The following is a 22,648-nucleotide window of genomic DNA, read 5'->3' as shown; positions in this document are numbered from 1 at the left end:
TCCCTTCGGATGTCTTCCTGGTTCTTTCCCCTGTTCTTGTTCGCGCTGCTCTTGTCTCGTGCTGCGCCAGCCTCTGCATAGCTGAGTGCCGCCTCCGGCATGGCGTACGCCATGGCCAGTGGGGCTGCATCGTCCGGTTCGTGCCTGTCTCGAGGTCACGCTTGCCGGTCGCTGACGACGAGTCGTCCTTTCATTCTGTCGATTTTCGTCGCTGCCCCTTGGTTTTCGGGCGCTTCAGCCCAATGTAGGCGGCAAGTCTGCTTGCCAGTAGGCATGGGGATTCATAGAATCTCTCCCTTATTTTTTTGAAGTTGCAATCACAGAACGCTCCCGTCGGTAGAGGATCATCTATGCAAGTTTCCGTTGAGACGACATCCCAGATCGAACGTCGCATCACCGTCCAGGTGCCGGCGAGCGAGGTCGATCAGGCCGTCGCCGCTCGTCTGCAAGACACCGCCAAGCGCGTTCGTCTGAATGGTTTTCGTCAAGGCAAGATCCCGATGGCCGTCGTGCGCCAGCGTTTCGGCCAGGACGTGCGCAACGAAGTGGTCAGCGAGCTGATGCGTCAGCACTACGTGCGCGCCATCACCGAAGAGAGCCTCAACCCGGCCGGCTACCCCTCGATCGAACCGACCGTCAATCAGGACGGCAAGGATCTCGAGTTCGTTGCCACGCTGGAGGTCTACCCGGAGATCGAGCTTCAGAGCATCGCCGGTACCGAGGTCGAGCGTCCGCAGACCGAGATCACCGAAGCCGATATCGATCAGATGATCGAGACCCTGCGCACCCAGCGCGCCGAGTTCCAGCCGGTCGAGCGTGGCGCCGAGATGGGCGATCAGGTCAAGATCGACTTCGAGGGCTTCCTCGGTGACGAGCCGTTCGAGGGCGGCGCCGCCGAAGGGCACGAACTGGAGCTGGGCTCCAACCGTTTCATCCCGGGCTTCGAAGAACAGCTCGTGGGCGCCAACGCCGGCGAAGAGAAGCGCATCCAGGTGACCTTCCCGGAAGATTACCAGGCCGAGCATCTGGCCGGTCAGGAAGCCACCTTCGCGGTCAAGGTGCACGAGGTGTCGGCCAAGACGATGCCGGAAGTCGATGCCGAGTTCATCAAGGCGTTCGGCGTCGATGATGGTGACTTCGACAAGTTCCGCGCCGAAGTCAAGAGCAACATGGAGCGCGAGGTCAAGCAGGCCACGCAGAACCGCGTCAAGCAGCAGGTGCTCGAGGCGCTGCAGGCGGCCAACGAAGTCAGCGTGCCGCAGTCGCTGGTCGACCAGGAGACCGATGGTCTCAAGCGTCAGGCAGCACAGCAGTTCGGCCTGGGCGAAGATTTCGATGTCAGCCAGCTGCCCAACGAGCTGTTCGCCGATCAAGCGCGCAACCGGGTCAAGGTCGGCCTGCTGCTGGCCGAAGTGATCAAGCAGAACGAGCTCGAGGCGAGCGACGACGAGATCCGTGCCCGCGCCGAGGAGCTGGCGACCCAGTACCAGCAGCCGGAACAGGTGGTCGAGCAGTACCTCAAGAACGACGAGCTCAAGAACCAGATCAAGTCTGCGGTGCTCGAAGACAAGGCCGTTGACAAGCTGCTGGCGCAGGCCCAGGTTAAAGACGTCAGCATGAGCTATGAAGATGTGCTGCAGTCCGCTCAACAATCGGACGACGCGGCCGATGAAGATGAGAGCGAAGAGAGCGATTCCAAAGCATAAACGCTGCTTGGTAAGCGACGGGCCCCGGCAAGATGCCGGGGTTCGGCGGTGGTTGGCGGCGGCAAAGTGGGTTCGCGGCCACCGCCTAGAGGAGTGTGACACTCACCAGATGCAAGGAAATCGCGATGCGTAACGAGTTCGACATCAGTAATGCCGGCGGCCTGGTTCCGATGGTCGTGGAGCAGAGTGCGCGCGGCGAGCGGTCTTACGACATCTACTCCCGGCTGCTCAAGGAGCGTGTCATCTTCCTGGTCGGCCAAGTCGAAGACTACATGGCCAATCTGGTGGTGGCGCAGCTGCTCTTCCTGGAGTCGGAGAATCCGGACAAGGATATCCACCTCTACATCAACTCTCCTGGTGGCTCGGTCACCGCGGGCATGTCGATCTACGACACCATGCAGTTCATCAAGCCGGACGTATCGACCGTGTGTATCGGTCAGGCGGCGAGCATGGGGGCGCTCCTGTTGACCGGGGGCGCCAAGGGCAAGCGCTACTGTCTGCCGCACTCGCGCATGATGATTCACCAGCCGCTGGGCGGCTATCAGGGGCAGGCTTCCGACATCGAGATCCATACCCGGGAGATTCTGACGATTCGTCACAAGCTCAACCGGATTCTGGCCGATCACACCGGACAGGATATCGACAAGGTGGCCCAGGACACCGACCGCGACAATTTCATGGATGGCGACCAGGCCGTAGAGTACGGGCTGATCGACGCCAAGCTGGATAAGCGCCCGGTATCCTGATAGCGTTTTGAGTCAAGGTTTCACACGGCGATGCTCGGCATCGCCGTCCTGACGAGGTACACGAATGGCCGACGGTAAAGGCAAAGACGACAACGGCAAGCTGCTCTACTGCTCGTTCTGCGGCAAGAATCAGAACGAGGTGCGCAAGCTGATCGCAGGTCCGTCCGTCTACATCTGTGACGAGTGTGTCGATCTGTGCAACGACATCATCCGCGAAGAGGTGCTGGAAGCCGACGCCGAGAGCGATGAGGATCGCCTGCCGGTACCCCGTGAGATCCGCAATACGCTGGATGACTACGTCATCGGCCAGGATCGCGCCAAGATGGTGCTGTCGGTGGCGGTCTACAACCACTACAAGCGGCTGCGTGGCGGCGGCAAGAGTGGTGGCAAGAATGACGACATCGAGCTGGGCAAATCGAACATCCTGCTGATCGGTCCGACCGGCAGCGGCAAGACCCTGCTGGCGGAGACGCTGGCGCGGCTGCTCAACGTGCCGTTCACCATCGCCGATGCGACCACGCTCACCGAAGCAGGGTATGTCGGCGAGGATGTCGAGAACATCATCCAGAAGCTGCTGCAGAAGTGCGACTACGACGTCGAGAAGGCGCAGCGCGGCATCGTCTACATCGACGAGATCGACAAGATTTCGCGCAAGTCGGACAACCCGTCGATTACCCGTGACGTCTCGGGTGAAGGGGTCCAGCAGGCGCTGCTCAAGCTGATCGAGGGCACCACCGCCTCGGTGCCTCCCCAGGGCGGGCGCAAGCATCCGCAGCAGGAGTTCCTGCAGGTCGATACCGGCAATATCCTGTTCATCGTCGGCGGTGCCTTCGCCGGCTTGGACAAGGTGATCCGCGATCGCGCCGAGAAGGGTGGCATCGGCTTCAACGCCACGGTCAAGAGCAAAGAGAGCGACAAGGGCGTCGGTGACGTGCTGGCCAGTGTCGAGCCCGAAGATCTGGTCAAGTTCGGCCTGATCCCCGAGTTCGTCGGCCGCCTTCCGGTGATCGCCACGCTCACCGAGCTGACCGAAGATGCGCTGATCCAGATTCTCGTCGAGCCCAAGAACTCGCTGGTCAAGCAGTACTCGCGCCTGTTCGAGATGGAGGGCGTCGAGCTCGATTTCCGCGAGGACGCGCTGCGCGCCGTGGCCCACAAGGCGATGGAGCGCAAGACCGGAGCCCGTGGTCTGCGCTCGATCCTCGAATCGGTGCTGCTGGAGACGATGTACGACGTACCGTCTCTCGAAGGCGTGACCAAGGTGGTGATCGATGATTCCGTCATTTCGGGTGACAGCGAGCCGCTGCTGATCTACTCCAAGCAGGAAGAGAGTCGGGTCGCCAACAAGGACGGCTGACGCCTTCCGCGTTGACGTCTCGACTCAGGGAAGGGGCCCTCAGGGGCCCCTTCTTCATGTCGGGGCCGCATCGCTCCCGGCGTGCAGCGGCGTTGGCATGTCCCCTTGAGGTCCGAGGTGTGACATTGTCATGTCAGGTCGAGGTCACGTCCCTCTTGGAACCTGGGGATCTCGCCCCCACGTACCCCGCTATTGCCGCTCTGGTGGCTCACCCATCCGAACGTTTGCCGAGGAAATGCTGTAATGGCGCAGAGCTCAGACCAGACACTCAAACTACCGCTACTGCCGCTGCGCGACGTGGTGGTGTATCCGCAGATGGTCATCCCGCTGTTCGTCGGGCGCGAGAAGTCGATTCGTGCGCTCGAGACGGCCATGGAGAGCGACAAGCGCGTCCTGCTGGTCGCTCAGCGTGAAGCGGCGCATGACGATCCGGGTGCCGATGATCTCTTCGGCGTCGGTACCGTCGCCGATATCAAACAGCTGCTGAAGCTGCCCGATGGCACCGTGAAGGTGCTGATCGAAGGCGCCTTCCGTGTCGATGTGCAGCGTGTGGTCGAGGAGGAGAGTGGCTACATCGCCGCCGATGCCACGCCGCGCGACAGCGAGCCGCTCAGCGAACGCGAGCAGGAGTCGCTGGTTCGGGTGCTGCTCAACCAGTTCGAGCAGTATGTGAAGCTGTCCAAGAAAGTGCCCAGCGAGGTGCTCTCCTCACTGCAGGAGATCGAGGATCCCAGCCGTCTCGTCGACACCATCTGCGCGCACCTGTCGCTGAAGATCGATGACAAGCAGGAGCTGTTGGAGATGGATCGCGTGCGCGATCGCATCGAGCACCTGATGGCGCTGATCGAGTCCGAAATCGACCTGCTGCAGGTCGAGAAGCGGATCCGCTCGCGGGTCAAGGATCAGATGGAGAAATCCCAGCGCGAGTACTATCTCAACGAGCAGATGAAGGCCATCCAGAAGGAGATGGGCGAGCTCGAGAACGTGCCCAACGAGGCCGAGAAGTACGAGCAGCGGATCCAGGAAGCGGGCATGCCGCAGGAAGCGGTGGACAAGGCGACCCAGGAGCTCAACAAGCTCAAGATGATGTCGCCGACCTCTGCCGAGGCCACGGTAGTGCGCTCCTATCTCGACTGGGTGCTGTCGGTGCCGTGGAAGAAGCGCACCCGGGTCAAGCACGATCTGCCGCTGGCGGCCAAGGTGCTCGATGAGGATCACCATGGCCTCGAAGAGGTCAAGGAGCGCATCCTCGAGTATCTCGCGGTGCAGAAGCGGGTCAAGAAGCTCAAGGGGCCGGTACTTTGCCTGGTGGGGCCGCCGGGCGTGGGCAAGACCTCGCTGGGGCAGTCGATCGCGCGCGCGACCAATCGTCGCTACGTGCGTCTGGCCTTGGGCGGCGTGCGCGACGAGTCCGAGATTCGTGGTCATCGGCGCACCTATATCGGTTCGCTCCCGGGCAAGCTGATCCAGCGCATGAGCAAGGCCGGGGTGCGCAACCCGCTGTTCCTGCTCGACGAGGTCGACAAGATCGGCATGGATCATCGTGGTGATCCGGCTTCGGCGCTGCTCGAGGTGCTCGATCCGGAGCAGAACGACAAGTTCAACGACCACTATCTGGAGCTCGACTACGACCTCTCCGATGTGATGTTCATCTGCACCGCCAACTCGATGAACATCCCTGGGCCGCTGCTCGATCGTATGGAGGTGATCCGACTGCCGGGTTACACCGAAGACGAGAAGCTGGCCATCGCCAAGCGCTACCTGATTCCCAAGCAGCTCAAGGCCAACGGGCTCAAGGATCAGGAGCTGACCTTCGGTGACGAAGCGGTACTCGAACTGATTCGCTACTACACTCGTGAGGCGGGCGTGCGCGAGCTCGAGCGCCAGATCGCCAAGGTGTGCCGCAAGGTCCTGCGCGAACGCCTGGAGGCGGAGAAGGGGCAGGGCGCCCAGGCGGGTCAGACGCTGGCGGCGGCGGATATCGACCGTTACGCCGGCGTTCGTCGCTACAGCTACGGGCTGGCCGATCAGGACGATCAGGTGGGGCGTGTCACCGGCCTGGCGTGGACTTCGGTGGGTGGTGAGCTGCTCTACATCGAGTCTGTGGTCACTCCGGGCAAGGGGCGTCTCAACAAGACCGGCTCGCTGGGCGATGTGATGAAGGAGTCGGTCAGCGCTGCCCATACGGTGGTGCGCGCGCGCGCCCCTCAACTGGGCATCGATCCTGAACGCTTCGAGAAAGAAGACCTGCATATCCACGTGCCGGAGGGTGCCACCCCCAAGGATGGCCCCAGTGCCGGCATCGGTATGGTCACTGCGATGATCTCCGCCTACAGCGGGCGTGCCGTGCGCTGCGATGTGGCCATGACCGGCGAAGTCAATTTGCGCGGTGAAGTGATGCCGATCGGCGGCCTGAAGGAGAAATTGCTGGCTGCACGGCGCGGTGGTATAAAGACGGTGCTCATTCCCGAAGAGAATCGCCGGGACCTCAAGGAGGTTCCCGACAATATCAAGAGCGCGTTGGATATCCGCCCAGTGAAGTGGATCGACGAAGTGCTGGCGGTGGCCTTGACGAACCCTTTGGAAGTCGATGAAAAGCGTGCCGACGATGCCGCTTCATCGCAGGCCAATGTCAGCACACATTGATCGAATTCCGGCGTGAATTCGAGGCGTGAAGTCAGACGTGACGCGGTTTTTCTCACGATCTTGATTGACAGCATAATTGGAGCATTGCTATAAAATGCCCACTTGTTGTGATCGCTATCGCAGTTAGAGATTGCGCGTTGATTTCCTCTCAATTTTGTACACAGTCAAGGGGTGAAGTGTGAATAAATCCGAGCTGATCGAAGCCATTGCCGCGTCTGCCGATATTCCCAAGGCAGCTGCGACGCGTGCACTCGACGCCATGATCGAGTCCGTGTCCGACAGTCTGAAGAACGGCGATTCCGTGGCACTGGTTGGGTTCGGGACTTTCTCGGTCAAGGAGCGTGCTGCACGCACCGGCCGTAACCCGCAGACTGGCAAGCCGATCAACATCAGTGCTGCCAAGGTGCCCAGCTTCAAGGCGGGCAAGGCGCTCAAGGACGCTGTCAACTAAGTTTGCCGCGTGACACGGGCCCTGTTCCCGCGGGTGACTTAGCTGCGGCTGTTACGCACGGTCAGGTCCGTAACCATGTAAGCGCATCGCCTCAGCGATGCGCTTTTTTTATGACCGCCTTTCGGGGTGTCCCGGCGTGCGACGAGCACTATCGTCGCCCCTGCCATAGCGGCCCAGGGTTCGCGCGGTGGGGATGCATTGGTCGCGTGCGGCGGTGTACGATGCGCCCCGGAGATAGGGTTACCGACATGCGAGGACAGCATGCTGCAGAAAATTCGTGAAGGCTCCCAGGGCTGGGTGGCGAAGGTCATCGTGGGGGCCATCATCGTGACCTTCGCGCTGTTTGGCGCGGAGTCACTGGTCAGTTATTTCCAGTCAGGCAGCAACGACGTGGCCAAGGTCAACGGCGAGGCGATCAGTCGTCAGGCGGTGGAGACCCAGGTGCAAAGGGGCATTCGCTCTGGCCAGGTACCGCCGGAGCAGGAGCGTCAGTATCGTGCCCAGGTGCTCGACCAGCTGATCAGTCAGAAGACGCTGGACCAGTACGCCGAGGCGGGCGGCCTGTTCGTCTCCGATACCCAGCTCGACCAGCTCATCGTGTCGCTGCCCGAGTTCCAGGATCAGCAGGGCCGTTTCTCGGACCAGCTGTTCACCACCCGTTTGGCCCAGGCCGGCTATACGCCGGCGGCATTTCGTCGCGAGCTGCGCGCGGATACCCTGCGGCGCCAGATCCAGCAGGGACTGGCGGTGTCGGCATTCGTGCTGCCCAGCGAGCAGCAGCGCCTCGCCGCGCTGCAGCAACAGCAGCGCAGCTTCCGCTACGCGCGGTTGACGCCGGCCGATCTGGCCCAGCCGGTAACGCCGAGCGACGCCGACATCCAGAGCTACTATCAGGCGCACCAGGACGATTTCCGGCGGCCGGAGCAGGTCAAGGTCAACTACCTGGTGCTCAATCAGCAGGATCTGGCCCATAGCGTGGAGGTAACCGACGCCGAGCTGCGCCAGGCCTATGAGCAGGATCGCAAGGCTGCACCGCGTCGGGTTTCGCATATCCTGGTCACCTACGGTGATGGCGACCGTACCGAGCAGCAGGCGCGTGCGCGGCTCGAAGAGGTAAAGGCCAAGCTGGCTAAGGGCGAGGATTTCGCCAAGCTGGCCAAGACCTACTCGGACGACAGCTCCTCCGCGGCCAAGGGCGGTGACATCGGTGTCATCCAGAAGGGCTTTTTCGGCCAGGCGTTCGATGATGCCGCCTTCTCGCTGGACCAGGGGCAGGTCTCTCAGATCGTCAAGTCGGACTACGGCCTGCATCTGATCAAGGTGACCGACATCGAGATCCCCAGCTTCGAGAAGGACCGGGCGGCGCTGGTCAAGGAAGTTCAGCTGGCGCAGTCGCAGGATGCCTTCAACGAGGCGGTGCAGAAACTGACCAATGACGCCTACGAAGCCGATGATCTGGCCAGCGTGGCCAAGGATATGGGGCTGTCGCTGAAGAGCAGTGACTGGTTCTCGCGCGATGGCGGCGGTGAGGGCGTGCTCTCCAACCCCGACGTGATCGCTGCCGCGTTCTCGCCGGATGTGCTCGAGGATGGCTACAACAGCGAAGCGATCGAGACCGACGCCCAGCAGCGCGTGGTACTGCGGGTGGTCGATCATCGCGATGCCAGCGTGCTGCCGCTCGACCAGGTGCGCGACAGGGTCACCGCGGCGGTCAAGGGCGAGATGACGCGCCAGCGTCTGAAGACGCAGGCCGAGCAGGCGGTGGCCAGCCTGAAGCAGGGCGAGTCGGTGTCCGGACTGAACTGGCAGCGCGTCGATGCGGTCACTCGCGACGGCGCCGACGGCGTTCCCCAGCCGGTGCTGGAGGCGGCTTTCGGGTTGCCGCGCCCGGCTGCCGAGGGTGCCAGCTACGCCAGTGTCGAGCTGCCCGACGCCGTCGCGGTCGTGGCGCTCGACAAGGTGATGGCCGGCAAGCCCGACCCTCAGGGCGCCGACTTCATCCGGCGTCTGGCCCAGCGAATCAAGGCGCAGAACGCCATTCAGGGGTTGAGCGAGTCGCTGCAGAGCGAGGCTGAGATCGAGAAGCGCTGAGCTTTCTCCACGCCGACGAAATTTCCTCCCCCAAGGCTCATCGGCAGGCTTGTTGCTTGCCGGGAGCCGTATGCCCTCCTAGGCTAGATCGACGTATCTACTTGCCAGGAGGGCTTTTTCGTTTATGGCTACCAGTCGTTATATCGCACTCACCGAGATTCCCCAGGGCCTGCCGCGTGAGAATCAGTTCGTGCTGCGTGAACAGCCGCTGGCGCCCTTGGCCGAGGGCGAGGTGCGGGTGCGCAATCTGTGGCTGTCGGTCGATCCCTACATGCGCGGACGCATGAGTGGCGTCACCACCTACGTCGAGCCCTACGCCCTCGATGCGCCGATGGATGGCGGAGCCGTCGGAGAGGTAGTGGCGTCGATGGATTCGCGCTATGCGCCGGGGGATCTCGTCCGCCATATGGCGGGGTGGCGCGATGTGGCTCAGCTGTCGGCCGATCAGGTCGAGCTGCTGCCCGAGCACGATGTGCCGCCTCAGGCCTATCTCGGCGTGCTCGGCATGCCCGGCATGACCGCCTGGACCGGGCTCAACCGGATCGCACAGATGCAGCCGGGAGAGCGGGTGCTGGTCAGCGCGGCTTCCGGCGCAGTGGGCTCGCTGGCGGTACAGCTGGCGCTGGCAGCAGGGTGCCAGGTGGTCGGTGTTGCCGGCAGCGATGCCAAGTGCGAATGGCTCGAGGGGCTTGGCGCGCGGGCGGTGAACTACCGCGGCAAGGATGTCGAGGCGCTGACCCAGGCACTGGCCGAGGCGGCGCCGGAGGGGATCGATGTCTATTACGAGAACGTCGGCGGGCCGCTGCTGGACGCGGCGCTGGCCAACCTGCGTGACCACGCGCGCATCGCGGTGTGCGGGCTGATCGACCGCTACAACGACGCCCAGGCGGGCGACGGGCCGCGCAATCTCAACCGGCTGCTGTTTCGCAAGGCGCGCATGGAGGGGTTCATCGTCGCCGAGCATTGGGCCCACTACCCGACGTTCCTGGCCGAGGTGGCGCCGCAGGTTGCCGCCGGCAAGATGCGCTATCGCGAGACCGTGATCGAGGGGCTCGAGCGAACGCCGGAAGCGTTCCTGAAGCTCTTCTCCGGTGACAATGAGGGCAAGATGTTGGTGAAACTCGACGCCAGTGCCGCTGACGTCTGAAGTTATACCGTTATCTTAAGGTTGTCCCGATGGCACGAAAGGCCTCGGCTGCTATCTGCGGCCGAGGCCTTTTGCATTGCAAAGGTCTCTCACGAGGTGCGGATACGTATTACGAATGCTGGCGTCGTGCGGATTGCCGGCACTGCGCAGGTCTCCGACATCCGGCGCGCCGCGCTATCTGCCGCACTTGGCTACTGCGTGGCGTGCTCCCACCGTGTGATCAGCTGCAGCGCCTGACCGCGGTCGTCGCCGCACAGCTCGATGTCGAAGTCGAAGCGGGCGCAGACCGCAGGGCGACGGGGGTCGCCGAACAGGCGGCAGAGGTTGTCGTCATCGAGCTGGACGCAGCGCACCCCCGCGGGCTTGCCCTGGGGCATGCCGGGGATGGGGGAGGTGATCGACGGGGCGATGCAGCAGGCCCCGCAGCCGGGACGACAGGTGCTCATGCGGGGCTCGGCTCGCCGCGGTGCTGGGCCAGGGCGCCCTTGTCGATGCCTTCGAACGCCTGCACGCGGATATGCGCGCCGCTGGCCTGAGCGATCTGCCGGGCGAGCCAGTCGGCGATATGCTCCACCGTCGTGGGCGCGGGCAGGATATGACAGCGCTCCCGCGGCAGACGCAGCTGGAACTGACCCTGGGCGCTGCGATAGCGCACCTTGAGCGGTCCGCTCTCGCGTGGATTGACCGCGTCCTCTTCGTCGACCAGATAGCTGTGGTCGAGCTGTCGCGACCAGTGGGCCTCGAGCTCCGGATCGCGCTGGCCGTCACGCCAGATGCGCAGATGCGAGCGGTGGCCATGGGCGATGCGCTGGCAGTTGCCGGCGTGGTGCTTGAGACCATGGCTGTAGGTGTAGATGGCGCCGTCGGCAAGCTCCTCGCGCAGGCGTACGCGGATCGCCTCCACCCGCGGCGGTGGGCGCTTGCTCAACTCCTGGCTGAGATAGGCGCCGAGTCGCTCGGCGTTGATCTCGCCCCAGGGCAGCAGGGTGAAGGCCTGACGCGGTGCGCGCACCTCGAACGAGTAGGGCAGCTCGGCACTCAGATGAAGCCCTTCCAGGCACTCCTCGACCTTGACCCCGGTGGCCTGGACGGGCACCAGCAAAGTGTGGTCGAGGCCAGCGTCCAGGCGCGATTTGATCCACGGCTTGACCTCGCCGAAGTCGAACAGCATACCGTCTTCGCCGAGCTCACCATCGAGCTCGACGTCGACGTGCCAGCTCGCCCCCATCAGGCCGAGCTGCGGTGACCAGATCGAGGCGTCGATATTGGTCAGGTTGTTCACGAACAGGGTCATCAATCGATTCCAGCGATTTTGTGCGTCTGCAGCGACAGGCGCCACTGGGGGTGGCGCAGGCAGTAGTCGACCACGCTGGCCATGGGGGCGCGGTCGGTGGCGATGCGCCCAGGAGCAGGGTCGATCGGCTGCAGGAAGAAGTGAGTGAAGTCGAGCCCGGTGAAATGTCGCGGGTCGACGCCCGGCTGGGGGTGGACCAGCTTGAGCTCGTCGCCGCGGGTCTGGACGAGTTTATTGTCGCCCTTGGGGCTGACACAGATCCAGTCGACGCCAGGCGGTACCGGTAGGGTACCGTTGGTCTCCACGGCGACCTCGAAGCCGCGTTCGTGCATCGCCTCGAGCAGCGTCGGGTCGAGCTGTAGCAGCGGCTCGCCGCCGGTGAAAACGACGTAGCGGCGCCCCCCGGTGCTATCCGAAGGGTTGCCTGAAGCGCTATCCGAAGGGCGCTGCCAGAGTGCCTCGAGATGCGTGGCCAGAGCCTCGGCGTCGGCGAACCGGCCGCCATTCTGGCCATCGGTGCCGATGAAATCGGTGTCGCAGAACGTGCACTGCGCCCGGGCGCGATCGACTTCGCGCCCGGACCACAGGTTGCAGCCGGTGAAACGGCAGAAAACGCTGGCGCGTCCCGACTGGGCACCTTCGCCCTGAAGCGTGTAGAAGGCTTCCTTGACGCTATACATGAAGCGGATGTCTCGATCTGGCGTTGGTCAGGAGGTGGCGTAGGGCAACGGATCCGTTACCCCGAGGCTTTCGAACGCGCCCAGACGCTCGCGGCAGCTACCGCACTCGCCGCAGGCCTGGGCCTGACCCAGATAGCAGGTCCAGGTGGCGGCGTAGTCCAGTCCCATGGCGAGCCCGTCGGCGAGGATGCGCGTCTTGTCGGCGTGCAGGTAGGGGGCCACGATCTCGACCGCCTCGAAGTTGGCAATGGCCGCGACATCATTCATGCGCTCGACGAATGCCGGACGGCAGTCCGGATAGAGCACGTGGTCTCCACCATGGGCACCGTAGAAGCACTTGCTAGCACCGATGTTGACGGCGTGCCCGATCGCCAGCGAGAGCAGGATCATGTTGCGGTTGGGCACCACTGTGGCGGTGAGGTTCTCCTCGCCGTAATCGCCCTTGGGCAGCTCACGACTGGCGTCGGTCAGCGCCGAGTTGCCGATCAGCTGATGGATGGCGCGAATGTCGACCACGCGGTGGGGCACGCCGAGCGATTGGCAGACATGGCGGGCGACTTCCAGCTCACGCGCGTGGCGCTGGCCATAGTCGAACGAGAGCGCGTGGACCGCGTAGCCTTCGCGCAGCGCGCGGTGCAGCACGGTGAACGAATCCATGCCGCCGGAGTAGATCACCACGGCGGGTTCGGCCGAGGCGGGTGTCGAGGGGGAAGTCATGCGCAGTCAACCTGTGGCGTGAACGCCCCGCGCTCGCCGGCCAGCGGGGTGAGGAAGCGCCGTCGGAGCTCCTCATGGGGCAGGTTCTGGGCGAGCAGGTGCGTCAGTTTGCTGCAAGCGGCCTCGACGGTCATGTCATCACCCGACATGACGCCGATGTCGTTGAGAATCTGGCCGCTGGCGTAGGTACCGGGAGCGGCGTCGCCGATTGGGCACTGGCTGAGTGCGACCAGCGGCTTGCCCTCGGCGACGGCGCGCGCGAGCACGCCGATCAGTGCCGGGTCATCGGGCAGGTTGCCGCTGCCCCAGCACTCCAGCACCGCACCGGCAACCTGCGGTGCTTCGAGCCAGCGTTCGACCAGCGTGGCATCGATGCCCGGCCACAGCGTCACGCGGACCACCTGGGACGCTGGGTCCCGCGTCGGCAGCTCGAATCGCGGTGCGCCCTCGCTGCGCCAGGCGCGTGCGGGATAGAGCGCGGCCACGCCATCCACCAGTTCACCGAGCGGCGGCCAGTTGGGACTTTCGAAGCCGGTGTCATCACGGGTATACCACTTGCGTGCACGGCAGCCGCGCAGTAGCCGGCCATGAAAGCACAGGCCGACTTCACGCCAGCCGGGCGTGGCGGCGAAAGCCAGTGCCGCTTCCAGGTTGTCCAGCGCGTCGCTGCCGGTCTGGCCCAGCGGACGCTGCGAACCGGTCACCACCACCGGTTTGGTCAGCCCCTGCAACTGAAAAGCCAGCGCCGAGGCGCACCAGGCGAGGGTGTCGGTGCCGTGGAGGATGACAAAGCCGGCATAGTCGTCGTACTGCGCCGCGATCAGCGCGGCGAGCGCCGACCAGTCGGCGAAGGTCGCGCTGCTGGAGTCGATCGGCTCGGGCGATTCCCATAGCGCGTAGGCCGGCAGCGCACGCCGCCGCAGCGGCGGTAGTGTCGCCAGTGCCGCCTCCAGGCGTGCAGCCATGTCGCCGGCGGGAATCAGCCCGCGACTCGATGCCTGCATGCCGATGGTGCCGCCAGCGTAGATGACGAGTAGCGGCAGCGGTGTCGTCTCAGAGGTCGTAACCACGGATCACCTTGCAGATCGAGGCGAAGGTGCGCGCTTCCGGCGGATGGTTGAGATCGACACTCAAGGCACGGCTGATATCGGAAGCGGAGATCATGCCGCGAATGCGCTCGCCGCCCTGGCTGTCCGGTTCGGTGACCAGTACGTGCTGATCGCCGGAGGACTTCAGCGTCTCGACCAGGTCGCCGACACTGGCATGAGAGACCCGGCTGTAGGAGAGCGCGTGCAGCTCGCTGCGCGGTGTCTGGATCATCTCCGCCGTCACTTCGTCGCGGCCGATCTGATGCTGCTGCATGGCCAGCGTGACGCGCCGGCCGCCGATCAGTTCACGCGCATTGACCACGCCGGTGAAGCGGCCTTCGGGGTTGATCAGCATCAGCAGCCGGACACCGGCCTGCTTCATGGTTTCCAGCGCCTGATCGACCGAGCTGGAGGTCGGCAGCGTGTGCGGTCGGCTGACGCTGAAGTCGGTGACCAGGAGTACCGCCGGGCTCTCCAGCGTGACGCTGTGCGTCGGCGCTTCGGGCTGGACGATACCACTGACACCATCGAGGCTAGCCAGCGGCAGTGCAGTGAAGTGGACCTTGGAGGGGTGGGGGGTCTTGTCCATCGAGAATCTCCCGGCAAGTGTCTGAATCGAGACGTGTCTAAGTCAAGGAAGTCGCTTGGATCGAACGCTACCGGCCCGCCGCGGTGACATTGCCGATGCGGCGGCAGGTCGGCAAATGAGAATAAGAGAGCGGCGAGGCCTCAGCCGCGCTGCTGTAGATCACCCCGCACGCTATCCAGAAAGGTGATGAAGCGCGTGTCGCGCGCGTCGTCGTGGCGATCGGTGCGACAGCCGAGCTTGAGGCTGTTTTGCATCAGTAGTTCGTCATAGATGTCCAGCGTGATCTTGACCCCCGTCTCTGGAGTGGGCGTCAGTGTCCCTTGCTCGAGCGTGAAACCCTCGAACAGGGTGGCGCGGATACGCGTGGTGCCACCTTCGGTAAGTACTCGGCGCACGAAAAGCCAGCCCTCGCAGGCCAGGTTGTCGCCACTATCACGCTGGCGCTGGAACAAGGTGCGATAGCTCGCGCCCTCCTTGGCGCCGCGGTCCGCCATGCTGCGGTAGGCCTCGGTGACACGAGACGCCATGGCCCCGGTCTCTGCCAGCTTGCGCACGGCTGCCTGGTGCTCGCGCGACAGCTGATCCTGGCGCTGGAAGCGCTGCCACAGGCGGTAGTCGGCGTACAGGGAGTTCGCGTCCATGTCTTCTCCAGTAATGACGAATCGTCAGCCGCCTATGATCGCCTATTCGGCCGTCGTCTGGCCACCCGCGCGTGCTCGCAAAGGGCGTCCTCGCCTTGGCGTCTTGGCGACATAAAGATGCTACGGTAAATGCTAAAGTTTTGTGCGTCGTCGGCCGATCATGTGATAAGACGACCCGAATCACGCCTATTCAGCCGCTGCGCGCGGGCCCGGCGTGGTAGAAATGGCATCCAGAACGAGAGAGACATCATGGCTAGCATAGCGTCCTTGGGTATCGGCTCCGGCCTGGATCTGAACGGGCTGCTGAGTGATCTCGAGAAAGCCGAGAGCAAGCGGCTCGAACCGATCGCTGCGCAGCAGAGCAGCTACAAGACCAAATTGTCGGCCTTCGGCAAGCTGGAGAGCTCGCTGAATGCGCTGCGCGATGCCATCGGCAAGCTCGGCGATCCGTCGACCTTCACGGCTGTCGGTAGCGAGATTACCGGCGACGCGATGAGTGTATCCACGGGCAAGGGCGCCGAGGCAGGTCGTTATCAGATCGAGGTGTCGCAGCTGGCCCAGGCGCAGTCTTCTGCCTCCAAGGGGTTCGCCAGCAAGTCCGATGATCTGGGTATCAGCGGTACCTTGAGCTTTACCGTCGGTGGTGGCGACCAGATCGATGTCGACTACGCCAGCGGTGACTCGCTGAGTGACATTCGCGATGCCATCAACGCCAAGGATGCCGGGGCCACTGCCTCCATCATCAATGACGGCAATGGCTATCGTCTGGTGATGACCTCCAGCGAGACCGGCACCGACGCCGCGATCGCTTACTCCAGCGACGACGACTTCAGCTTCGAGACCAAGGTGGCGGCGCAGGACGCCAAGCTCAAGGTCAACGGCATCGATATCGTCAGCCAGACGAATACCGTCGAAGAGGCCATCCAGGGCGTGACGCTCAAGCTAGACGCCACGACCGACAGCGCGGCGACCCTCACGGTGTCCAAGGATACCGAGGCGATGAGCGCGTCGGTAAAAGCGTTCGTCGATGCTTACAATGCGGTGCAAAAGACCGCCGATACGTTGACGAGTTATAACGCGGACACCGATACGGCGGGTCTGCTGCTGGGCGATTCCACCATGCGCTCGATCGAGTCGCGTCTGCGTGGCGTTCTGAGCACGCCGAACGATGACGGCGGCAGCTACCGACTGCTCTCCAATATGGGCATCGAGCGACAGCTCGATGGCACACTCAAGATCGATAGCGACAAGTTCGACCAGGCGCTTGCCGATGATACCGCTGGTGTCAGCCAGTTCTTCTCGGGCGCCGACGGCGAGAGCGGTTTCGCCGGGCGTTTCGACAGCACCCTGGGGACGATTCTCGACAGTGGCGGCTCGCTGGAAGCGGCGACTGATGGTATCGACTCGACGCTGGCGAGTCTGAAGGATCGCTACTCGCGCATGCAGGGCTCGATCGCCGACACCATCGACCGCTATCGCAAGCAATTCAGTCAGCTCGATTCACTGGTGTCGCAGATGAATTCCATGAGCGGTTATCTGAGCCAGCAGTTCAGTGCGCTCAGCGCCCAAACCACGTAGTGACAGGTGCCTAGCATGATGATGACTAATCGACGGGGCGCAGGTGCCTACGCGAGAGTAGGAGTGGAGTCGGCGGTGATGTCCGCCGATCCGCACCAGCTCATCGTGATGTTGTTCGATGGCGCCCAGGCGGCCATCAGCAGCGCCCAGCTGCACCTGCAGGATGGTAATCGGGCGGCCAAGGGCGCGGCGATCTCCAAGGCGATCGATATCGTCAACAACGGTCTGGCCGCAGCCCTCGACCACGAGAAGGGCGGCGAGATAGCGGCCAATCTGGCACGGCTCTACGATTACGTGTCGCGTCTGCTGCTGCAGGCGAACCTGCGTGACGACGTCGCACCGCTGACCCAGGCAGCGGCTATTCTCGATGATCTCAGCTCGGGCTGGCGCGAGCTGCGCGCTGCCGGAGCTGCCCCGTGAGCGAAGGAGGTCGAATGGCCGAGCATGGGTCCGTGGTGGCGCGCTACCGCGAGCTACTGGAAGTCTCCAGCATGATGCTGGGCTATGCCCGGTCTCAGGATTGGGAAGCGTTGATCCAGCAGGAGGCTCGCTATGCAGTCGAGCTGGATCGGGTGCGGTTGATCGGCACCCCGAATTCGCTGAGTGAGAGCGAGCGTCAGGATCAGCTTCAATTGCTCGAGCAAATTCTGAGTCAGGACGCCGAGACGCGGCGTCTGCTCGATGCCCGGCGCGACGAGTTGGCACAAATGATCGGCAACTCCCGGCGCCAGCAGGCGGTAGGGCAGGCGTACCAGGGTGGGCGAGGTGGCATCTCCACGCGCCTTCGCTTCAACGCGCCCGACGGCAGCATGTGAGCGGTATTACCCCAATTCTGGACACTTTGCTGCACCAGGTGCTGGGCAAGCGGGTGGATGTGCCCGTACTCCGGGATCAGCCGGCGCCGGTCTCGCCCAAAGCCTCTTCCGATGCGATTCAGCCCGCCCGCAGCGATTCGCGCTTGCATGGTCAGAGCCAGCCGAGGCTGACCGCGGCCGAGGGCGATCTGGCGCGCTCGACGACGGGCCGTCAGACACCTGTCACATCGGAGAGGCCGGTGCCCTTGGCCTCCGCGCAGACCTCCCTGAGTCGCGCTGCCGTGGAGATATCCCAACTGCTGGCACGCCATCCGGTGGCGCAGAGCTCGGCCATCACGGCCACCGCGGCTCTGCTGTCGGCGCGCAACCCCAGCGCCGAGGCGGCGGCCAGCGCACTCTCCAACAGTATCAGCGGCAGCGGGGTGTTCTATGAGTCTCATCTGTCGCGTTGGCTGCAGGGCAACTATCCGCTGGCCAAACTTTGGCAGGAGCCACAGGCCTGGATGGGGCTCAGCTTTCGTCCCAGCCCTCAACCCCAGGCTGCCTTTTCGCCGCTGCTGGCGGCGTGGCGCTCACTGCTGCTCGAGCGCCCAGGTGTCTCGTCTTCTGGTCCGGCCCCGCGCAGTGACAGGCACGCCGGAAACGCCGCTGCCGCAGCCAGCGCGGTGCCGCGAAGTGGTACGCCCGCGACGTCGTCCAGTGTCCCTGCCGGAGCGTATCGGGCGGATGGCACTCAGGTCGCAGCGCGGCCGGCTGCCGCTGTGACGGCTGCGCCGCCACCGCTGGGGGGGGGGCAAGTCACGGCGGGTGACGATATGGTCTCGCCAAGGCAGGTGCATCAGCTGTCGCATCAGCCGCCCGAGCATCTACAGTCGCTGGTACGTCATCAGCTCGAGCTGGTAGCGTCGCCGACGCTGCGCTGGGAGGGGCAACTGCTGCCGGGCATGCCGATGTTCTTCATGCTCACGGAGATGCCCTATCGGGAATCGCACGAGCAATCGGAGGGCTCAGGCGAACGTGAGCAGGCACAGCGACAGTGGCGTGGCGAGATTCGTCTGACGCTGCCGCGGTTGGGCGAGATCGAGGTCGAGCTGGAAAGTGTCACCGCCGATCACTGGCGCGTCGTCATTGGCGCAAGCGATGCGCAGGCGCAGCAACGCATCGTCGAGGCGTTGCCGGCGCTGCGCGAGCAGCTCAACGCAAGGCAGCTGCGCGTCGATCTCGACATGGCCGAGGAGAAGCTGGCATGAGCGACAGCGATTCGCGTAAGCGCGCCGTAGCCCTGGCCTACTCTGGCGAGCGTCACGATGCACCGAGGGTGGTCGCCAAGGGGTATGGCGATGTGGCCGAACGCATCATTGCCTCGGCCAGCGCCGCGGGCATCTTCGTACACGATGCGCCCGAGCTGGTAGCGCTGTTGATGCAGGTCGACCTCGACGAACGCATTCCCGAGTCGCTCTACCAGGTGGTCGCAGAGCTGCTGGTATGGATTGCCCAGGTCGATGGTACCGCGCTGACGGTCGACGCCCATCGACCAGGCCCTGTAGCCAGCGAGTGAACGGCGAGGGTGTGGCTCATCATTCTGTAACGTTAGAGCGTTAACTTTCCCAAAATACCCTGAACAATCAGTCACCTTGGGTTCGAATTAAGGTGTTTGCCCCACAAATTCGGTTACGGCGAGAAAAATTTAGTAACAAAGGTTGATTTTTTTCATCCGGAAGTTGCACACTATATCCATCAAAAAGATCTGATGTAAGTGAGATTGACTTACAAACAGACGGAGCGTCCGGCTCACGGGCGCCAACAAAAAACCCACACGCAGGGACCCCAGGCATGCACAAGAACGGCTATCTCGAAGACATCCAAGACCTCAACCTGTCTTATCTGCTTTTAGTTCAGCGGCTTCTGAATGAAGACCGCGAGACCGCCATGTTCCGCTTGAATCTCGATGCCGAGATGGCTGACGCCATTGCCGGGCTATCGATCAAGCAGTTGACGCAGCTGTCACGCACCAATCAGCTACTTTGCCATCTGCGCTTCTCCGATGCGCGCCAGCTCGATCTGCTGCTCAACAATCCGCGTGCCCAGGGGCTCAGTCAGACCCATGCCGCGCTGCTGATGGCGGGGGCCAATCGTGCCGTGCTGCCATCATCCCAGGAGGTCTGAGCCATGAGCGACAAGAGCCTGGTGGGGGAGATGCTGCAGGTTCAACTGGCCATCGAGCTGATCGAGTTGGGCGCTCGGCTGCAGGTGCTCGAGACCGAGACCGCACTGAGCCGTGGTCGGCTCATCAAGTTGTACAAGGAAGTCAAGGGGATGTCGCCGCCCAAGGGGATGCTGCCGTTCTCGGCTGACTGGTTCGTCACCTGGCTGCCCAATATCCACTCGTCGCTGTTCTACAACGTCTACCGCCGTCTCCACGAGGAGCTTGGCTGCGAGCGCATGAGCGCCTTCGTCAAGGCCTACCGGCTCTACCTGGAGCAGGTGCAGCTGGATCAGGCTGAGCCTACGCTCGGGCTGACCCGCGCCTGGACCCTGGTGCGTTTCTTCGAGAGCGATCTGCTTCAGCTCTCGCGCTGCCAGAGCTGCGGCGGCGACTTCGTCGCCCACGCCCACAGCCCCACGCGGGATTACGTCTGTGGCATCTGTCAGCCGCCGTCGCGGGCTGGCAAGACGCGCAAGGCCAAGCAGGGTGCCGGCAGCGAAGAGCCGGCTGGCGATCACGAGCAAGTGCAGCCGCTGCGCCGCATCGCTTCGCGCTGAGCGGGGGAGTGCGACCCAGGACGGACCCCTTCGGGGGTCCGTTTTGCGTTTCAGGGTCGCGTGTCTGTGTGCCCGGGTTATGCGCTTTTCTATGCCGCTCACCCTCAAGTGAACCCCAGCGTCTGCCGATAGAGAAGGCAGATTCGCCATGCATCGTCGCCGGGAGCGTGCCTCGTGTTGATTTTAATCGGTTACATCGTTGTCATCGGCAGCGTCTTCGGAGGCTACGCGGCGATCGGCGGCCACCTGGGCGCGCTGATACAGCCCTGGGAGTTCGTGATGATCGGGGGGGCTGCGGTCGGTGCCTTCATCTGTGCCAATAACGGCAAGGCGATCAAGGCAACGCTGAGATCGTTCTCCAAACTCAAGCGGACCAAGCGCTACAACAAGATGATGTACATGGAGCTGATGGCGCTCCAGTACCGTCTGCTGACCAAGGCGCGCCGCGACGGGATGTTGGCGATCGAGCGCGACATCGATTCTCCCCAAGAAAGCGCGATTTTCGGGGACTACCCCAAGATTCTTTCCGATCCCATGATCATGGCGTTCCTGACCGATTATCTGCGCCTGATGGTCAGCGGCAACATGGATCCATTCGAGATCGATGCGTTGATGGAGCACGAGATCGAGACCTTCCAGCACGAGGCTGAGGTGCCCGCGCATTCGCTCTCCGCGGTTGGTGATGGTTTGCCTGCTTTCGGTATCGTGGCCGCGGTCATGGGAGTGGTTCATGCCTTGGGTGCCGCCGATCAGGGTGCGGCGATGATGGGGCAGATGATTGCCCAGGCGCTGGTGGGCACCTTTGCCGGGATCCTCATGGCGTACGGCTTCGTCACCCCGGTGGCTCACCATCTCAATCTCCAGGTGAGTGAGGCGACCAAGATGCTGCAGTGCATTCGCGTGACCTTGATGGCCAGTCTCAACGGTCTGGCTCCGCAGCTGGCGGTGGAGTTCGGCCGCAAGGCGCTGTTCACCGCGGTGCGGCCGTCGTTCAGTGAGCTCGAGGAGCATGTGCGCTCGAGCGGCCAGACCCTGCGAGGAACCGGGACGGATAACTCATGAGTGCGGGGGGCGATCGGCGGCCGATTATCGTCAAGCGCAAACGCGTCCAGAAAGGCGGGCATCACGGTGGCTCATGGAAAATCGCTTACGCCGACTTCATGACCGCGCTGATGGCGCTGTTCCTGGTGCTATGGATTCTCTCGACCGTCAGCGAAAACGAGCTCGAAAGTATCGCCGAATACTTCCGCACGCCGCTGGCGGTGGCATTGACCGGCGGTGACAAGAATACCGCCAGTACCAGCGCCATTCCCGGCGGTGGCGCCGATCCCACTGCCAGCAAAGGCGAGGTGCGTCGGATCGATATCCGTGAGCAGACCCGCCCGAGCGACGAGCAGCGCATGCTGCGTGCCCTGCGTGATCGCCTGAGCAGCGTGATCCGCAATGACCCCCAGTTACGCCAGCTGCAGTCGCAGCTGCGCATGGACTTCTCCCCTGAAGGGCTGCGCGTGCAGATCGTCGATAGCGATCAGCGGCCGATGTTCGAGCTCGGCAGCGATCGACTGGAGCCCTATATGGTCAAGATCCTGCACAAGATCGCACCGGTGCTCAACGAGATGCCCAACCTTATCAGTATCAGCGGGCATACCGATGCGCTGCCCTATGCCGGTGGCGAAAAAGGCTATAGCAACTGGGAGCTCTCCGCCGACCGCGCCAACGCCTCGCGGCGCGAATTGATCGCCGGTGGACTGTCGCCCGACAAGCTGTTGCGCGTCGCCGGCATGGGCTCTCGCGTAACGCTGCCGGGTACCGACCCGACCGATGCCGTCAATCGTCGTATCAGCATCGTCGTACTCGACAATCGCGCCTCAAGGGCGATCGAGCAGCGCGACGAAGCAGCGCTGCCGAACCCGCTGGATGATCAAGGGCAGCCCGAAGAGGGTGGGGCAATGCCGACGCCGTCAACCACGTCGCCCGGCAGCGACGCGGTACCCGCGATACCGGCATCGGCAGTTGACGAGACCACGCCGGGCGGCCCGATTCCGTCAGCAGCGCCGGCTGCCTCGGCTCCGATGGCTGCCGGTGCCGCGCAGTCCGAGTAGACGTCAGCGCTCGCGCGTCGGGTCGTATCTGGCTTGCGGCATGCCAGAACGGGGTCGAGGAGTCCTGGGTATCTCGCCCTTGCGCTCGCTGCCAGCCGCACGACCGCGTGGTGTGCGCCATGTCAGAAGACATCCACCGCGCTGAGCCTCTCGCCCGCCAGGCGGGCTGCCGATAAGGGTATTTAACGGCAATGCCTAAACAATCCTCATGCGCTGCCGATAGTGGCAAGTAACGAC

The 22,648-nt window shown here is 63.5% G+C and carries 22 protein-coding genes and 1 pseudogene; 16 read left to right on the top strand and 7 right to left on the bottom strand.

The annotated features are described in order from the left end of the window. Positions 1-350 precede the first annotated feature (350 nt). From tig to ABV408_RS10590, 7 genes are all read left to right on the top strand, one after another. The gene (tig, locus tag ABV408_RS10620) at positions 351-1,706 is read left to right on the top strand and encodes a trigger factor (RefSeq protein ID WP_353978941.1); all 1,356 of its coding nucleotides are present in this window, start codon (positions 351-353) and stop codon (positions 1,704-1,706) included. Between the two features lie 125 nt (positions 1,707-1,831). Then, complete coding sequence (gene clpP / locus ABV408_RS10615; protein WP_035471683.1) at positions 1,832-2,452, top strand: ATP-dependent Clp endopeptidase proteolytic subunit ClpP; 621 nt, start codon at positions 1,832-1,834, stop codon at positions 2,450-2,452. Positions 2,453-2,516: 64 nt separating this feature from the next. Then, positions 2,517-3,809: an ATP-dependent Clp protease ATP-binding subunit ClpX gene (clpX, locus tag ABV408_RS10610; RefSeq protein WP_353978940.1), complete on the top strand. Its 1,293-nt coding sequence runs from the start codon at positions 2,517-2,519 to the stop codon at positions 3,807-3,809. Positions 3,810-4,052: 243 nt separating this feature from the next. Next, entirely contained in the window at positions 4,053-6,455 is a 2,403-nt protein-coding gene (lon, locus tag ABV408_RS10605) for an endopeptidase La (protein ID WP_353978939.1), read from the top strand. 178 nt (positions 6,456-6,633) lie between these two features. Beyond that, complete coding sequence (gene hupB, locus ABV408_RS10600; RefSeq protein WP_035471690.1) at positions 6,634-6,906, top strand: nucleoid-associated protein HU-beta; 273 nt, start codon at positions 6,634-6,636, stop codon at positions 6,904-6,906. Positions 6,907-7,167: 261 nt separating this feature from the next. Further along, on the top strand, positions 7,168-8,997 hold the full coding sequence (locus ABV408_RS10595; RefSeq protein ID WP_353978938.1) for a SurA N-terminal domain-containing protein: 1,830 nt from the start codon (positions 7,168-7,170) through the stop codon (positions 8,995-8,997). 124 nt (positions 8,998-9,121) lie between these two features. Next, a complete protein-coding gene (locus tag ABV408_RS10590; RefSeq protein ID WP_353978937.1) occupies positions 9,122-10,144 on the top strand; it encodes an NADP-dependent oxidoreductase in 1,023 nt (340 codons plus the stop codon). 191 nt (positions 10,145-10,335) lie between these two features. Here ABV408_RS10590 and ABV408_RS10585 read toward each other — a convergent pair whose 3' ends face one another. The 7 genes from ABV408_RS10585 to ABV408_RS10555 all read right to left on the bottom strand — a co-directional run bounded on the left by ABV408_RS10585 (position 10,336) and on the right by ABV408_RS10555 (position 15,153). After that, the gene (locus tag ABV408_RS10585; RefSeq protein ID WP_353978936.1) at positions 10,336-10,590 is read right to left on the bottom strand and encodes a YkgJ family cysteine cluster protein; all 255 of its coding nucleotides are present in this window, start codon (positions 10,588-10,590) and stop codon (positions 10,336-10,338) included. Further along, positions 10,587-11,438, bottom strand: a complete 852-nt coding sequence (locus ABV408_RS10580) for a 6-carboxytetrahydropterin synthase (RefSeq protein ID WP_353978935.1) — start codon at positions 11,436-11,438, stop codon at positions 10,587-10,589. The genes ABV408_RS10585 and ABV408_RS10580 overlap by 4 nt, the downstream gene beginning before the upstream one ends. After that, positions 11,438-12,118 (bottom strand): 7-carboxy-7-deazaguanine synthase, encoded by a 681-nt coding sequence (gene queE, locus ABV408_RS10575; protein WP_353978934.1) that lies wholly within the window; start codon positions 12,116-12,118, stop codon positions 11,438-11,440. The genes ABV408_RS10580 and queE overlap by 1 nt, the downstream gene beginning before the upstream one ends. A 27-nt stretch (positions 12,119-12,145) precedes the next feature. Continuing rightward, positions 12,146-12,835 carry a 7-cyano-7-deazaguanine synthase QueC gene (queC, locus tag ABV408_RS10570; protein ID WP_353978933.1) on the bottom strand — a complete coding sequence of 230 codons (690 nt, stop codon included), beginning with the start codon at positions 12,833-12,835 and terminating at the stop codon, positions 12,146-12,148. Beyond that, positions 12,832-13,905 (bottom strand): asparaginase, encoded by a 1,074-nt coding sequence (locus ABV408_RS10565; RefSeq protein WP_353978932.1) that lies wholly within the window; start codon positions 13,903-13,905, stop codon positions 12,832-12,834. Before ABV408_RS10565 ends, queC begins: the two co-directional genes overlap by 4 nt. Further along, the gene (locus tag ABV408_RS10560; RefSeq protein WP_353978931.1) at positions 13,889-14,512 is read right to left on the bottom strand and encodes a CBS domain-containing protein; all 624 of its coding nucleotides are present in this window, start codon (positions 14,510-14,512) and stop codon (positions 13,889-13,891) included. The genes ABV408_RS10565 and ABV408_RS10560 overlap by 17 nt, the downstream gene beginning before the upstream one ends. Positions 14,513-14,652: 140 nt before the next feature. Continuing rightward, positions 14,653-15,153 (bottom strand): hypothetical protein, encoded by a 501-nt coding sequence (locus ABV408_RS10555; protein ID WP_353978930.1) that lies wholly within the window; start codon positions 15,151-15,153, stop codon positions 14,653-14,655. 249 nt (positions 15,154-15,402) lie between these two features. On the opposite strand from ABV408_RS10555, the gene fliD reads away from it, so the two are divergent. The 9 genes and pseudogenes from fliD (at position 15,403) to motB (ending at position 22,411) form a co-directional block, all read left to right on the top strand. After that, entirely contained in the window at positions 15,403-16,731 is a 1,329-nt protein-coding gene (fliD, locus tag ABV408_RS10550) for a flagellar filament capping protein FliD (RefSeq protein WP_353978929.1), read from the top strand. A gap of 21 nt (positions 16,732-16,752) precedes the next feature. Next, positions 16,753-17,151 (top strand): flagellar export chaperone FliS, encoded by a 399-nt coding sequence (gene fliS, locus ABV408_RS10545; RefSeq protein ID WP_353982230.1) that lies wholly within the window; start codon positions 16,753-16,755, stop codon positions 17,149-17,151. Positions 17,152-17,165: 14 nt separating this feature from the next. Further along, entirely contained in the window at positions 17,166-17,546 is a 381-nt protein-coding gene (locus ABV408_RS10540; protein ID WP_353978928.1) for a flagellar protein FliT, read from the top strand. 503 nt (positions 17,547-18,049) lie between these two features. Next, positions 18,050-18,706, top strand: a pseudogene (locus tag ABV408_RS10535) (hypothetical protein); the annotation flags it as partial. Continuing rightward, positions 18,661-19,104 carry an EscU/YscU/HrcU family type III secretion system export apparatus switch protein gene (locus ABV408_RS10530; RefSeq protein ID WP_353982229.1) on the top strand — a complete coding sequence of 148 codons (444 nt, stop codon included), beginning with the start codon at positions 18,661-18,663 and terminating at the stop codon, positions 19,102-19,104. The pseudogene ABV408_RS10535 and the gene ABV408_RS10530, both read left to right, overlap by 46 nt. Positions 19,105-19,379: 275 nt before the next feature. Next, on the top strand, positions 19,380-19,712 hold the full coding sequence (gene flhD, locus ABV408_RS10525) for a flagellar transcriptional regulator FlhD (protein WP_353978927.1): 333 nt from the start codon (positions 19,380-19,382) through the stop codon (positions 19,710-19,712). A gap of 3 nt (positions 19,713-19,715) precedes the next feature. Further along, entirely contained in the window at positions 19,716-20,309 is a 594-nt protein-coding gene (gene flhC, locus ABV408_RS10520) for a flagellar transcriptional regulator FlhC (protein ID WP_353978926.1), read from the top strand. Positions 20,310-20,483: 174 nt separating this feature from the next. Next, positions 20,484-21,371, top strand: a complete 888-nt coding sequence (gene motA / locus ABV408_RS10515; RefSeq protein ID WP_353978925.1) for a flagellar motor stator protein MotA — start codon at positions 20,484-20,486, stop codon at positions 21,369-21,371. Then, positions 21,368-22,411, top strand: coding sequence for a flagellar motor protein MotB (gene motB / locus ABV408_RS10510; protein ID WP_353978924.1), 1,044 nt, complete (start codon positions 21,368-21,370; stop codon positions 22,409-22,411). The genes motA and motB overlap by 4 nt, the downstream gene beginning before the upstream one ends. The last annotated feature ends 237 nt before the right edge of the window (positions 22,412-22,648 follow it).

The organism is Salinicola endophyticus, assembly GCF_040536835.1.
Taxonomy (GTDB): Bacteria; Pseudomonadota; Gammaproteobacteria; order Pseudomonadales; family Halomonadaceae; genus Salinicola; species Salinicola endophyticus_A.
The sequence above is the reverse complement of the archived record's forward strand: the minus strand, read 5'-3'. Positions and strand labels throughout refer to the sequence as shown.